The sequence below is a fragment of the Salegentibacter sp. BDJ18 genome, from assembly GCF_017579965.1.
Classification (GTDB): domain Bacteria; phylum Bacteroidota; class Bacteroidia; order Flavobacteriales; family Flavobacteriaceae; genus Salegentibacter.
In genome coordinates this window covers 50,562-63,422 of record NZ_JAFLQX010000002.1, presented here as the reverse complement: position 1 = coordinate 63,422, position 12,861 = coordinate 50,562, and the positions used below count along the sequence as shown (strand labels likewise).

The 12,861-nt window shown below is 37.0% G+C and carries 14 protein-coding genes; 6 read left to right on the top strand and 8 right to left on the bottom strand.

Going from position 1 to position 12,861, the window contains the following annotated elements; genetic code table 11:
* Positions 1-65 precede the first annotated feature (65 nt).
* From J0871_RS00975 to J0871_RS00960, 4 genes are all read left to right on the top strand, one after another.
* Positions 66-812 (top strand): SDR family oxidoreductase, encoded by a 747-nt coding sequence (locus J0871_RS00975; RefSeq protein WP_208222816.1) that lies wholly within the window; start codon positions 66-68, stop codon positions 810-812.
* 194 nt (positions 813-1,006) lie between these two features.
* Positions 1,007-3,658 carry a PAS domain S-box protein gene (locus J0871_RS00970; RefSeq protein WP_208222815.1) on the top strand — a complete coding sequence of 884 codons (2,652 nt, stop codon included), beginning with the start codon at positions 1,007-1,009 and terminating at the stop codon, positions 3,656-3,658.
* A gap of 9 nt (positions 3,659-3,667) precedes the next feature.
* Positions 3,668-4,045 carry a response regulator gene (locus J0871_RS00965; protein WP_208222814.1) on the top strand — a complete coding sequence of 126 codons (378 nt, stop codon included), beginning with the start codon at positions 3,668-3,670 and terminating at the stop codon, positions 4,043-4,045.
* Between the two features lie 78 nt (positions 4,046-4,123).
* A complete protein-coding gene (locus tag J0871_RS00960) occupies positions 4,124-4,897 on the top strand; it encodes a LexA family transcriptional regulator (RefSeq protein WP_208222813.1) in 774 nt (257 codons plus the stop codon).
* Positions 4,898-4,960: 63 nt separating this feature from the next.
* Here J0871_RS00960 and J0871_RS00955 read toward each other — a convergent pair whose 3' ends face one another.
* The 4 genes from J0871_RS00955 to J0871_RS00940 form a co-directional block, all read right to left on the bottom strand.
* Positions 4,961-5,122 (bottom strand): hypothetical protein, encoded by a 162-nt coding sequence (locus J0871_RS00955; protein WP_208222812.1) that lies wholly within the window; start codon positions 5,120-5,122, stop codon positions 4,961-4,963.
* 30 nt (positions 5,123-5,152) lie between these two features.
* Positions 5,153-5,452 (bottom strand): hypothetical protein, encoded by a 300-nt coding sequence (locus J0871_RS00950; protein WP_208222811.1) that lies wholly within the window; start codon positions 5,450-5,452, stop codon positions 5,153-5,155.
* 129 nt (positions 5,453-5,581) lie between these two features.
* Positions 5,582-5,815 (bottom strand): hypothetical protein, encoded by a 234-nt coding sequence (locus tag J0871_RS00945; protein ID WP_208222810.1) that lies wholly within the window; start codon positions 5,813-5,815, stop codon positions 5,582-5,584.
* A gap of 72 nt (positions 5,816-5,887) precedes the next feature.
* Positions 5,888-7,135, bottom strand: coding sequence for a glycosyltransferase N-terminal domain-containing protein (locus tag J0871_RS00940; protein ID WP_208222809.1), 1,248 nt, complete (start codon positions 7,133-7,135; stop codon positions 5,888-5,890).
* Positions 7,136-7,326: 191 nt separating this feature from the next.
* On the opposite strand from J0871_RS00940, the gene J0871_RS00935 reads away from it, so the two are divergent.
* Both J0871_RS00935 and J0871_RS00930 read left to right on the top strand, forming a co-directional pair.
* Positions 7,327-8,460: a DegT/DnrJ/EryC1/StrS family aminotransferase gene (locus tag J0871_RS00935; protein WP_208222808.1), complete on the top strand. Its 1,134-nt coding sequence runs from the start codon at positions 7,327-7,329 to the stop codon at positions 8,458-8,460.
* A 9-nt stretch (positions 8,461-8,469) separates the two neighbouring features.
* Positions 8,470-9,750, top strand: coding sequence for an amidohydrolase family protein (locus J0871_RS00930; protein ID WP_208222807.1), 1,281 nt, complete (start codon positions 8,470-8,472; stop codon positions 9,748-9,750).
* A gap of 209 nt (positions 9,751-9,959) precedes the next feature.
* On the opposite strand, the gene fabD is transcribed toward J0871_RS00930, so the two are convergent.
* The 4 genes from fabD to J0871_RS00910 all read right to left on the bottom strand — a co-directional run bounded on the left by fabD (position 9,960) and on the right by J0871_RS00910 (position 12,861).
* Positions 9,960-10,841 carry an ACP S-malonyltransferase gene (fabD, locus tag J0871_RS00925; protein ID WP_208222806.1) on the bottom strand — a complete coding sequence of 294 codons (882 nt, stop codon included), beginning with the start codon at positions 10,839-10,841 and terminating at the stop codon, positions 9,960-9,962.
* A gap of 94 nt (positions 10,842-10,935) precedes the next feature.
* Entirely contained in the window at positions 10,936-11,439 is a 504-nt protein-coding gene (locus tag J0871_RS00920; protein WP_208222805.1) for a pyridoxamine 5'-phosphate oxidase family protein, read from the bottom strand.
* A gap of 101 nt (positions 11,440-11,540) precedes the next feature.
* Positions 11,541-12,392 carry a fructosamine kinase family protein gene (locus J0871_RS00915; RefSeq protein ID WP_208222804.1) on the bottom strand — a complete coding sequence of 284 codons (852 nt, stop codon included), beginning with the start codon at positions 12,390-12,392 and terminating at the stop codon, positions 11,541-11,543.
* Positions 12,379-12,861 (bottom strand): dihydrofolate reductase, encoded by a 483-nt coding sequence (locus tag J0871_RS00910; protein ID WP_208222803.1) that lies wholly within the window; start codon positions 12,859-12,861, stop codon positions 12,379-12,381. The genes J0871_RS00915 and J0871_RS00910 overlap by 14 nt, the downstream gene beginning before the upstream one ends.

Genomic DNA, 12,861 nt, shown 5'->3' with positions numbered 1-12,861 from the left:
ATTCCTCATATTATTTTGGTGTTTAAAAGGCTAATTTTAAGCTGTTTAATTTAAATAATCAAGCCATGGAATTAAAAGGTAAAGTAGCGCTCATCACCGGAGCAGCGTCGGGAATTGGAGAAAGTACAGCTTTGCTTTTTGCAAAGGAAGGTGCCCGGGTTTTTCTAACCGATATAGATAATGAAAAAGGAGAGAAACTGGCGAAGAAAATTAATGAGGATGGTGGAGAAGCTGTATTTTTTAAGGCAGATATTTCTAAAGCCCAGGACTCTGAAAACATTGTTAATCAGGCAGTAAAGAAATTCGGTAAATTAGATATTGCAGTGAATAATGCGGGAGTGGGAGGGCCACAACACCCCGTTGGCGAATATCCGGTTGAAGGCTGGGATAAGGTAATTGCTATAAATCTTTCGGGCGTTTTCTACGGGATGAGGTATCAAATTCCAGAAATGCTTAAAAATGGTAAAGGTTCAATTATAAATGTGGCTTCTATTTTGGGAAGCGTAGGTTTTGCGAATTCGGCAGCTTATGTTGCGGCAAAACACGGGGTGGTAGGTTTAACAAAATCTGCAGCCCTGGAATATTCTGCCAAAGGTATAAGGGTAAATTCTGTTGGCCCTGCGTTTATAAATACCCCAATGTTAAAAGATTTAGATAAAGATTTGTTATCACAGTTGGTAAATGCACACCCAATTGGGAGATTGGGAGAGGCAGATGAAGTAGCCCAGTTATTTTTATGGCTGGCAGGCGAAAAGTCGTCTTTTGCTACTGGCGCTTACTATCCTATTGATGGTGGGTATTTAGCGCAATAATTCTTTTTAAATTAATTGCTTAAGAACCGATGAAAAATTATTTTCGTCGGTTTTTTTATGGAAGTTTGTTTCTCCTTTTTATGAGCTATAACTTTATGATTTTCATAAGAAATAGAAAAGGAAATTGCTGTTTTAAAATAGTAATTTAGTGGCTTTAATTTAGCACATTTAAACTGAAGATTTAGATAATATTTATGGTAGAATCTGACACCTCTAAACTTCCTAAAGAGGAATTAGCCAATCTTAAAAATTATGCCGATGGATTACTTAAAACCGTTAGAGAACCACTATTGGTATTGACTGTAGAGCAAAATGTAGTGGCATATAATGCTAATTTTGAGAAAAAATTTAAAATTAGTGAAAATGAGGAAGGGGTTTCAGTTTTTAATTTTAATCAGAAACAATTAGATACTACTGAATTTAGAGAAATTTTGGAAGAGCTTCAAAATGGAGAAAAATCTATTTCTGATAGAATTGTAGCGCTACAATTTTCAGAAAACATAAAAAAGAAATTCTCTGTAAATGCTTCTTTACTTTCGCTGCCAGCTACAAACCCGTTAATTCTTCTAAGTTTTAAAAGGCTTAAATCAACTGGCAGGTTATCCCGTCAGGAAAAAGTTTTTAATAGAATTGTAGACAATATTCTTTCTAATGCGCCAGCTGCAATTTGTATTCTTAGAGGGCCCGAGCATACTTTTGAAGTAGCAAATGAGAATTATCTTAAATTAATTGGTAATAGGAATATTATAGGGAAAACGGTAAAAGAAGCCCTGCCAGAGGTAGGGAATCAAGGTTTTATAGATCTTTTAGATACCGTATACTCAACAGGTGAACCATATATTGGTAACGAGCTTGCAATTAATCTTCAGGACAAAAAGGGAGAGTTTAAAAATTCATTCCTCAATTTTGTGTATGAACCCACCCGGAATAAAAAAGGTAAAATAGATGGCGTTTTTGTCCATGCTATTGATGTGACCGAGCAGGTCCTGGCTCGTAAAAAGATTGAAGAAAATGAAGACCGGTTAAAAGAAGTTATTGATGCTGTTCCTGCAATTATTTGGATTACCAATGATCAGGGAGAAAGTACCTTTTTAAATAAAAATTGGTATTCCTATACTGGTCAAAAAGTGGAAGCTGCAAAGGTTTTTGGTTGGTTGGAAACAATTCACCCTGAAGATTGTGATGGAGCTAAAGAAAGTTTTCTTGAAGCGCAAAAAGAAAGAAAACCATACAGCTCTACCTTTAGGCTTCAAAGCGCAAAAGGGGATTACCGTTGGGTTATAGATAAAGGAAGCCCCAGATTTGACGCAAACGGGGAATATGAGGGGATGATAGGTACGGTAATAGATGTACACGACGAAAAAATAAAAGAAAACCTGGTGCGGGAAAAAGAACACCGCATGCAGGGAATTGTAAAAGAAGCTACGGTAGCAACCGCTATTTATACCGGGATAGATATGAATATTGAGCTGGCTAACGATGCCATGCTTAAACTTTGGGGAAAAGATACTTCGGTTATAGGAAAGCGCTTAGCCCAGGCTCTTCCCGAGTTAGACGGACAACCTTTTTTAGAATTACTTAGAAATGTTTATAGAACCGGCGAAACCTATTGGGGAAAAGAAGATAAAGTAGATCTTCTTATAGATGGTGAAATGCAAACAGGTTTTTACAACTTTACTTATAAACCTCTTCGGGATAAAAACGGGGAGATCTATGGGATTTTAAATATGGCAATAGATGTAACCGAATCTGTGAAGTCTAAAATGCTATTAAAAGAAAGTGAATTTCATTTTAGGCAAATGGCCGATTTAATGCCGGGAATGGTTTCAAAAACCGATGCCCGTGGAAATGATATTTATTTCAATAAAAACTGGTTAGATTTTACAGGCCAGGCGAGTGAAAGCCTTAAGAAAATTGGCTGGGTAGAATTTATTCATCCCGATGAAAAACAAACGTATTTAGAAGCCTGGGAAAATTGCCTTGACACCGGCTGCGATCTTGAAATGCAACTGCGTTTAAAAAATAAAGAAGGAAAATATATTTGGCATCTAAGCAGGTGTGAAGCGGTTAAGGAAGACGATGGTTCCATAAAGATGTGGATTGCCGCAAATACCGAAATCGATAAAATTAAGGAAGAGGAAAAACGCAAAGAAGAATTCCTTAAAATGGTTAGTCACGAGTTAAAAACACCGGTTACTTCTATAAAAGGTTATGTACAATTATTATTAAGTTTACTTAAAAAACAGGAGGAAGCAGAAGCTTCCAACCTGCCACTAAAACCTTCCTTAGAACGTATAAATCACCAGGTTTCAAGATTAACAAGATTAATTTCAGAAATACTGGATCTCTCCAGGATACGGGAAAATCAGTTGGAATTAAAGAAGGAAGAATTCAATTTAAATGAACTGGTTGCCGAAACTATTCAGGATATAAATTATACCAATACACAGCATAAAATAGACCTGGAAAGTGAAGTGCAGGCTATGGTAGTGGCAGATAGGGATCGTATTGGGCAGGTAATTATTAATTTAATAATAAATGCCATAAAATATTCACCTGGCAGCCTCAATATTAATGTAAAGATCGTAAAGAAAGCCAGCGATAAAATAAAAGTAATTATAAAAGATTACGGTATTGGAATTAGTACCGAAAACCATAAAAAAATCTTTAAAAGATTTTATAGAGTAGGGGTTAAAAGTGAAGAGACATATTCAGGTTTTGGTATAGGATTATATTTGGCGAATGAAATTATGGAAAGACATAATGGAGAAATAAAAGTGAAAAGTAAATTAGGCGAAGGTTCAGAATTTTCATTCATTCTGGACGCTGCGCAAATTACCTCTTAATATATAAATATGCAGAAAAATACAAAGATTCTGGTTGTAGATGATGATTCGGGAATTGGTGAAATGTTAAAAACATTACTGGAATTTTACGGTTATGAAGTAATTGTAACCGAAAAGCCATTATTGGCTGAAGAATTAATCCAGCGGGAGAATATAGATATCGTACTTTTAGATATGTTAATTTCTGGCGTTGATGGCACCGATGTTTGCGCCGGAATAAGAAAAAATCCCGAGATTGAAAAAACTCCTGTTCTTATGATGTCGGCCTTGCACGATGCCGGCCCAAAATGTAAAGATGCAGGAGCTAACGATTTTATAGCAAAACCTTTTGAAGTAGAAGACCTTACCGAAAAGATAGAAAAAATACTTGCCGCACAAAACGAATAGAATACATTTCTTTTGTAAATATGGAATTTATCCAATATATTTGATTAATATTGGATAAATTCCTAAACATTAGAAATTATGGGCCAGCCTCCATCTATAGACATCAAACATTTTAAAGAAGTAAGGGAAGAAAATAACTTTACCCAATCTGAATTTGCCGAACTTTTAGGGATAAAAAACTCAACAGCCGATATTGAACGCGGGCGTACCAAACTTTCTGGAAAAGTGGTCGCCGAGCTTTTAAGTCAGTTTGGAATAAACCCTTTATGGCTGTTTGGGCAGAGTGGTCAAAAGTATTTACAGTTAAGCAAAGGCGATGTAAGCCCTAAGGTTGTTACCGTAGATTCTTCAGATAATGAAAATATGGTAATGGTAAACCAAAAAGCGGCTGCCGGTTATCCTCATAACGTTCAGGATGTAGAATGGTACCAGCAATTACCGGCATTTGATATTCCTCTGCCGGAATTTAGAAACGCCACCTATCGTGGGTTTCAAATTGAAGGAGATAGTATGTTACCCAATTATTATCCCAAAGAATGGGTTTTGGCTAAAGCGGTACCAGATTTAGACCAGGCGAGTAATAATAAAATTTATGTGGTGGTTTTACAGGATTCTGTGCTGGTTAAAAAACTTCAAAAACTACCCGATGCTTCTAAAGTCCTTTTAATTTCATTAAATGAAGAATATCTTCCTATAGAAGTAAATATTAATGAAATCCAGGAACTCTGGCAGGTAAATTCTAAACTTACCTTTAACTTAGATAACCCTTCAGAAAGCGGACTTTTTAGAGAATTAAAGCAATCTATGGAAGATCTTAAACGGGAACTAAAATCGTTTAAAAAACAAGCATAAAAAAAATCCTTTTTGAATTTAATCAAAAAGGATTTTTTCTTTGGTTGGTTAATTTGTTAGATCCTACATGTCGTCTGTAGCATCTTCTACTTCATCTCCTACATCTTCTGCAGCGTCTTCAACATCGTCTGCAGCTTGTTCCACACCAGATTTTTCTTCTCTACAAGAAGTAAAAACCGCAGCGGTACTAAAGGTAATAGCGAACATTAAAATTAATTTTTTCATAGTTCTAAGTTTAGTTAATTATTAATAGAATTAATAGTCGTCGTTACCTTCAACTTCATCCTCAACTTCGTTGGCAGCATCTTCCACTGCTTCACCGGTTTCGTTGGCCGCATTTTCTACAGCATCACCGGCATCGTTGGCGGCGTCTTCAATGTCGTTTCCAACATGATCCATATCATCCTCCATATCGTGCATTTCGCCTTCCATCTCTCTTTCCATTTCTTCACCCTCCATTTCCATTTCGTTCTCTTCTTCATTAACCTCACGGCAGGAAGTAAAAGCTGTACTAAGGGTAAAAAACATAGCGAGCATTAAAATTGATCGTTTCATAAATTTGGTTGTTTCTAGTTTGTTAAAGCAAAATTAGAAATGTAAAAGTGGATTTTAACAGAAATAATATTAAAATTTTCATAAAAAATCACGAAAACACTTCCTTTAAGCTTGTTTTATTGCTTTTGTTTAATTATCGTCAATTTTATCTAACTCTTCGTCTATTTCTTCATTTACCTTCCCGTCTACTTTTTCGCCGGCACGTTCCAAAATTCCTTTACGTTCTTCTTCAGGCTCTGCTGTTTCCTCTTTTTCAACTTCAACTTCCCTAACCACGGTTTCTTTTTCTGTAGTTTCACGGCAGGAGGTAAAGCTCACAGCGGTAAACAGTAAAATTACTCCAGTAATAAGTACTCGTTTCATAATGTTTAGTTTATTAATTTATATGTCGAAATTACAATATAAATGTTAGCTGTATTTATTTTTTAGGAAACTTTAGCTAAACCCGGGTAAGCGCTTTAGGTAATTAATCACGGTTTGGGTAGCCCCGGTATTACTATTAATAAAGTGTCCGGCAATCATTCCGGTTTTTTCTCTGTAGTCTTTATTGGCAACTAACTTTACTAATACCTCGTTAAATTCTGAAGAATTTTCTACTGAAAATAAACCGGCAAGCTGTCTTAACCGAATAGCTTCCGGGAAGTTTTTATAATTCTTCCCTATAATAACAGGAATTCCGAAGGTTGCAGGTTCTAAAATATTATGAAGTCCCGAAGTTCCCGCGGCGCCGCCTACATATGCAATATTGGCATAACTGTAAACCTTGCCTAACAAACCTATAGTGTCTAAAATTAGTACCTCAAAATTTGCCAGGTCGTGGTTTTCCTTTTTTGAATATCGAATAGTTCTCTTCTTAATTTTTTGCTCCAGCACCTTGATTTTTTCTTCCTTAATCTCGTGAGGTGCGATTATTATCTTTATTTCGGCTAAGGTTTTATTGATAAATGGAAGCAAGATTTCTTCATCTTCAGGCCAGGTACTTCCAGCAACGAGGCAGGTTTCATTATTTATAAATTCTTCGGCAAAATCGAGCTTATTATCATATTGTATTTGCCTTGATACGCGATCAAATCGCGTATCACCGCTTAGGGTAATATTATTAAAACCAATAGATTTAAGTAATTCTACTGAAGCTTCATTTTGCACAAAAAAATGATCAAATCTTGAGAGGGCTTTCCGCATAAGTCCGCCATAAGGTTTAAAATATATTTGGTTTTCTCTAAAAGCTCCGGAAACCAGTAAACTTTTAATATTTCGGTTACCCAATTCGGTTAAGAAATTTGGCCAGATCTCATATTTAATAAAAAATGCAATTTTTGGCTTAACTAGCTCAAGAAATCGTTTTGCGTTGCCCGGGGTATCCAGCGGCAGATAGGTAATTACATCTGCCAGCGGATGGTTTTTTTTGTTTTCGTAACCCGAAGGAGAAAAAAAAGTAATCAATACTTTATACTTCGGAAATTCCTTTTTTACCTCTTCAATAATGGGCAAAGCCTGTTCAAATTCGCCAAGGGAAGCCGCATGAAACCATAAGTATTGGGAAGCAGGATCTATTTCAGCCTCTAATTTATCAAAAACCGATTTTCTGCCCTCGGTAAACAATTTGAGTTTATGATTAAACCTGCCGGCCAGCGGTAATGCATTTTCGGCAATTTTCGTAGCTAAGTTGTAAAGTGACTTCAAAATAACTTGTTTCTTATGCGAAAATAGGTCTTTAATTAAAATTGATTGGCAATAGGGAGCTTATTTCGTATTTTCGTGACTCTAAAAAAATACATGAAACCGGCATTATGCGGGTCCCAAATATTGGCAGTAATATGAATAGAATTTTTAGTCTCTGCTAATTTAAAATTGGGAAGAAAAAATATAGATAGATGAGAAAGATACAGATGGTTGACCTTAAAGGTCAATATGATGGAATAAAAGATCAGGTAAATTCTTCTTTTCAGGAAGTGATAGAAAATGCGGCATTTATTAACGGTCCTGAAGTTCAGCAATTTCAAAAAGATTTAGAAGAATATCTCCAGGTTAAGCACGTAATTCCCTGTGCCAATGGGACCGATGCCCTACAGATTGCGATGATGGGTCTTGATCTAAAACCGGGAGACGAAGTAATTACTGCCGATTTCACTTTTGCGGCTACCGTTGAGGTGATAGCGCTTCTTCAGTTAACCCCCGTGCTTGTAGATGTTGAACCCGATAGTTTTAATATAGACCCCGAAGCCATAAAAAAGGCAATCACTCCAAAAACCAAAGCTATTGTTCCGGTTCATCTTTTTGGTCAGGCTGCCAATATGGATGCGATTATGGAAATTGCCAAAGAGCACAATCTTTATGTAATTGAAGATAACGCGCAGGCCATTGGAGGGAATTATCATTTTATAAACGGCGAAACTCAAAAAACCGGTGCAATTGGCCATATTGGTGCTACTTCTTTTTTTCCTTCTAAAAACTTAGGTTGCTACGGTGACGGTGGGGCTATTTTTACCAACGATGATGATTTGGCGCACACTATTCGAGGAATTGTAAATCACGGTATGTACGAGCGTTATCATCACGATGTAGTGGGAGTTAATTCCCGGTTAGATAGTTTGCAGGCGGCGGTTTTACGAGCAAAACTTCCAAAACTGGATTCTTATAATGAAGCCAGAAGAAAATCTGCCAATAAATATTCTGAAGCTTTTAAAGACCATGAAGATATAATTACACCGGTACTACTAGACAAAGAAGATACTCACGTTTATCACCAATATACCTTGAAAATTAAAAACGGAAAACGTGATGCCCTGGCAAAGCACCTGCAAGAGAAGGGAATTCCATTCGGAATTTATTATCCAATACCCCTACATAAGCAAAAAGCCTACACAGATTCAAGATATAATGAAGCCGATTTCCCGGTAACCAATCAATTGGTTCAGGAAGTACTTTCCTTACCAATGCATACCGAATTGGATGATGAGCAAATTGAGTATATTACCGCTACCATCAAGGATTTTTTAAACACTTAAAATTTTAATATGAAAAAACTTTTAATTTTTTGCTTCGGAATATTCTTATCTGCAGGGCTTCAGGCGCAGGATTTCTACATACAGGCCGGGAAATTGGTAGATATAAAATCAGGAAAAGTACTAACTGAAAAAACAATAATTGTTTCTGAAAAAAGGATTAAAAGTATAGAAAACGGATTTGTAAATCCCGAGAGCGAGAATGATTCGCTAATAGATCTACGTGATAAAACCGTGCTTCCGGGGCTAACCGATTTGCATGTGCATCTGGAAAGTGAAACAAATCCGCAAAAATATATGGAGCGTTTTATAAACGATCCAGAAGATGCGGCATTTAACTCGGTTGGTTTTGCTAAAACCACGCTAATGGCCGGTTTTACTACAGTTAGGGAATTAGGCGGCAGCGGGGTAAATATAGCGCTTCGCGATGCTATAAATAAAGGAAAAATTGAAGGTCCTAGAATTTTTACCGCCGGAAAATCTTTAGCAACTACAGGAGGTCACGCCGATCCCAGCAACGGAATGAATAAGGAACTAACCGGAGACCCCGGGCCAAAAGAAGGTGTGGTTAACGGTCCTGAAGATGCTGCAAAAGCTGTTCGGCAACGTTACAAAAATGGCGCCGATTTAATTAAAATTACAGCTACCGGCGGAGTTCTAAGTGTAGCTAAAAGCAGTTCAAATCCGCAGTTTACCGAAGACGAAATACGAGCAATCGTAGAAACTGCCAATGATTATGATTTTCACGTAGCAGCACACGCCCATGGTGATGAGGGAATGCAGCGCGCCATTAGAGCCGGTGTAAAAACCATTGAACATGGTACAAAGATGAGCGACGAAACAATGGATTTATTGAAAGAACACGATGCTTACCTGGTACCAACAATTACAGCTGGGAAAGAGGTGACTCAAAATGCCGAAATTGAAAATTACTATCCTGAGCTCGTAGTACCAAAAGCAAAGGAAATTGGACCTCAAATTCAGGATATGTTTGCGCGCGCCTATAAAAGGGGAGTAGGTATTGCTTTTGGTACTGATGCCGGAGTTTTTAAACACGGTGAAAATGCACGGGAGTTTGTTTATATGACGGAAGCCGGAATGCCGGCAATAGAAGCAATTCAAAGTGCTACAATTACGGCAGCTAAAATTTTAAAAATGGAGGATGAAATTGGTCAGATTGCTGAAGGCTTTTATGCCGATATTATTGCAGTAGACGAAGATCCCACCGAAAATATTGAGACTTTAAAAGAAGTGAAATTTGTAATGAAAGAAGGGAAGATCTATAAAAAGTAAATTCCTTTATCACTTTGAGCGGAGTCGAGAAGGTTTGTCTGTAGCTACATAGGAATAAAAAATCCTGAAGTTCACAACTTCAGGATTTTTTATTTTCAGGAATTTTCTCCGGTCTCTTGAAATCCAAGTTTCGACCGTCATCCTGAACTTGTTTCAGGATGACGAGTAATTCTAAAAAATTCCTTTTTTATTTATGAAATTTATCAGTCCTATATAGAAGCTGAAGCAGTTTCCATTTGTCGGTCTATTTTCTTCACAAGGCCCTGTAAAACTTTTCCGGGACCTACTTCTGTAAAATTAGTGGCGCCATCTTTTATCATATTTTGAACACTTTGCGTCCATTTTACCGGTGCGGTTAATTGAAAAACCAGGTTTTTCTTAATCTCTTCGGGATCGGTTACCGCAAAGGTACTAACGTTTTGATAAATTGGGCAAGTTGGGGTATTGAAGCTTGTATTTTCTATTGCAGCAGCAAGTTCTTGTCGGGCTGGTTCCATTAATGGGGAGTGGAAAGCACCGCCTACAGGTAAGATCATTGCTCTTTTGGCACCGCGTTCTTTTAAAGTTTCACAAGCAGCTTCAACCGCTTTTATATCTCCCGAAATCACTAATTGGCCCGGGCAGTTATAATTGGCAGCTACTACAATTCCTTCTGTTTCGGCGCAAACAGCTTCAACAACTTCATCTTCTAGGCCTAAAACAGCGGCCATAGTAGAAGGTTCTAATTCGCAGGCTTGCTGCATTGCCATAGCACGTTTATAAACCAACTTTAATCCGTCTTCAAAAGAAAGGGTGTTATTGGCCACGAGTGCAGAAAGTTCACCCAGGGAATGTCCGGCAACCATATCTGGTTTAAAATCTTCGCCTAAAACCTTACTTAAAATAACTGAGTGTAAAAATACGGCTGGTTGTGTAACCCTGGTTTGTTTGAGGTCTTCAGCAGTACCTTCAAACATAATATCGGTAATTGAAAAACCTAAAATTGCGTTGGCTTTTTTAAATAGATCCTGTGCTTTGGTAGATTTTTCAAAAAGGTCTAATCCCATTCCTGAAAACTGGGCTCCCTGCCCGGGAAAAATATATGCGTTCATAATATTCAATTTAGATTCGGCTAAAATAGAAATAATAAAAAAGACCTCATAACAAATGCGCTGTTACGAGGTCTTTCCTTGAGAATTTCTAAATCTAAAGATTCAATTTTCCTTTTTCTCCAATATCTCCTTTTTTGTCACCGGTTACTGCTGCCGCTCCTATTTTTAAAAAGGTTACAAATTTATTTTGCTTGTTATCCCAAAAATAAGCTTCTTTTGGAACTACTTTTATTGCGGTTAAATTAGGATCATCTACCCCATTAAACCAGGCGTCATCCATTTTTCCGTAGAATTCTTCTAAAACATTTTTATTGGTTTCTATAGTGGCTTTCCCGTAAATGCTTATAAATTCCATATCTGAGGTATCACTAAATAACAATTGTACGTCATTATCTTTCGCAATATCACCGTTGTGATCGCTATCTAACCTGCTAAAAAACCAAAGATTTCCTTCCTTATCTACTTCTTTGGTCGTCATTGGCACCGCGCTTAAGGGTTTGTTGCCAAAATCTGTAACAAACATACAGGTTTTAATATCTTTCACCATAGACTTCATTTTGTCTAAAGCCTCATTCTTATTTAAATTTTCAGTACTCATTTTTTTAAGTTTAAGTTGGAAATTGAATTTAATGAGTATCTGTGCCTATCTGCGCTAATAAACTCCTAAAAGAATAACAGGGGCTGTTAAGAATTGTGAAATTAACCGAATTGCTTAAGTATGCTGGTAACCTGAGCTTTATAACCTACGCCAAAAAGATTGAGATGAACCAGTAAATAGTAAAGTTGCCAAAGCGGAATTCGCTCTATAAAACCGGGTTCTAGCGGAAATTCCTGGTTATAAACTTCAAAAAGTTGATTATCAAATCCGCCAAATAGTTTCATCATTGCAAGATCCATTTCCCTTGGAGCAAAAGCTGTGGCTGGATCTATAAGGCAGGGATTTCCTTCTTCATTAACCAAATAATTGCCTCCCCAAAGGTCACCGTGAATTAACGAAGGTTTTTCATCTGGAATTATTGCTGAAATATTTCTGAAAAATGAATTAGTGACACCAAGCTCATAGCCTTTGTCTTTTGCTAGTTTCAATTGAGGTTCCAGGCGTTCTGAAATATAAAAATCTGCAGCTGAAGTTGATTTATTATTTTGTTGGGGTAAACTCCCAATATAATTATCCTGATGAAATCCAAATTCTTTGGAAGTGGTCTTGTGTAAAGCAGCCATTTGCTTCCCAAAATCAGTCCAGAATGTGGAGGATTTCGCGGTACTTTCCTTGTATTCTAAAAGTAAATATGCGGTATTTCCAATTTTGCCAAGTCCTAATACGCTGGGAACATCAATTACATTTGGTTGCTGTAGTGCTTCCAGTCCCGCTTTTTCGGCCGCGAACATTCCAGGGAATTTTTCAGCATTATTTATTTTTACAACTTGCTTTTTTCCTTCAGCAGTAATAAGAAAAACATCATTAATATCACCGCCTGTAAGTCGGTTGAATTTTGGATTTTTAAGATTATTTTTTTCTGCTAGTTTATGCAGCGCTTCATTTTCTAACATAGGTAAGATAAGTGAATGCGTAATCGTGATTTTCGTCTTTTGGGTGAAATTCTTCAGCTATTAACTTCCATTTTTCTTCATCTATTTCCGGAAAAAAAGTATCGGCTTCAAAAGTACCGTGCACTCTTGTGAGCTCAATTTTATCGGCCACATCCATTCCTAATTCATAAATTTCACCTCCGCCAATTATAAAAGGCTGATCATCTTTTCTGGCAAATTCCAGCCCTTTTTCTAAAGAAGAAACCACGGTGGCATCTTTGTTTAGATAATTATCTTTTCGGGTAATTACAATATGGGTGCGATTAGGAAGTGGTTTAGGGAAAGTTTCAAAAGTTTTTCTTCCCATAATAATGTGATGCCCGGTAGTAAGTCTTTTAAAACGCTTAAAATCGTCTGGCAGGTGCCACACCAAATCCTGATCTTTTCCCAGCGCATTATTTTCCGCGGCAGCGGCAATCATTGTTATCAT

Bases quoted from the DNA above. Each gene is read 5' to 3' on its own strand.
- J0871_RS00975 (WP_208222816.1), top strand. From the start codon at position 66: ATGGAATTAAAAGGTAAAGTAGCGCTCATCACCGGAGCAGCGTCGGGA.
- J0871_RS00970 (WP_208222815.1), top strand. From the start codon at position 1,007: ATGGTAGAATCTGACACCTCTAAACTTCCTAAAGAGGAATTAGCCAAT.
- J0871_RS00965 (WP_208222814.1), top strand. From the start codon at position 3,668: ATGCAGAAAAATACAAAGATTCTGGTTGTAGATGATGATTCGGGAATT.
- J0871_RS00960 (WP_208222813.1), top strand. From the start codon at position 4,124: ATGGGCCAGCCTCCATCTATAGACATCAAACATTTTAAAGAAGTAAGG.
- J0871_RS00955 (WP_208222812.1), bottom strand. From the start codon at position 5,122: ATGAAAAAATTAATTTTAATGTTCGCTATTACCTTTAGTACCGCTGCG.
- J0871_RS00950 (WP_208222811.1), bottom strand. From the start codon at position 5,452: ATGAAACGATCAATTTTAATGCTCGCTATGTTTTTTACCCTTAGTACA.
- J0871_RS00945 (WP_208222810.1), bottom strand. From the start codon at position 5,815: ATGAAACGAGTACTTATTACTGGAGTAATTTTACTGTTTACCGCTGTG.
- J0871_RS00935 (WP_208222808.1), top strand. From the start codon at position 7,327: ATGAGAAAGATACAGATGGTTGACCTTAAAGGTCAATATGATGGAATA.
- J0871_RS00930 (WP_208222807.1), top strand. From the start codon at position 8,470: ATGAAAAAACTTTTAATTTTTTGCTTCGGAATATTCTTATCTGCAGGG.
- fabD (WP_208222806.1), bottom strand. From the start codon at position 10,841: ATGAACGCATATATTTTTCCCGGGCAGGGAGCCCAGTTTTCAGGAATG.
- J0871_RS00920 (WP_208222805.1), bottom strand. From the start codon at position 11,439: ATGAGTACTGAAAATTTAAATAAGAATGAGGCTTTAGACAAAATGAAG.
- J0871_RS00915 (WP_208222804.1), bottom strand. From the start codon at position 12,392: ATGTTAGAAAATGAAGCGCTGCATAAACTAGCAGAAAAAAATAATCTT.
- J0871_RS00910 (WP_208222803.1), bottom strand. From the start codon at position 12,861: ATGATAACAATGATTGCCGCTGCCGCGGAAAATAATGCGCTGGGAAAA.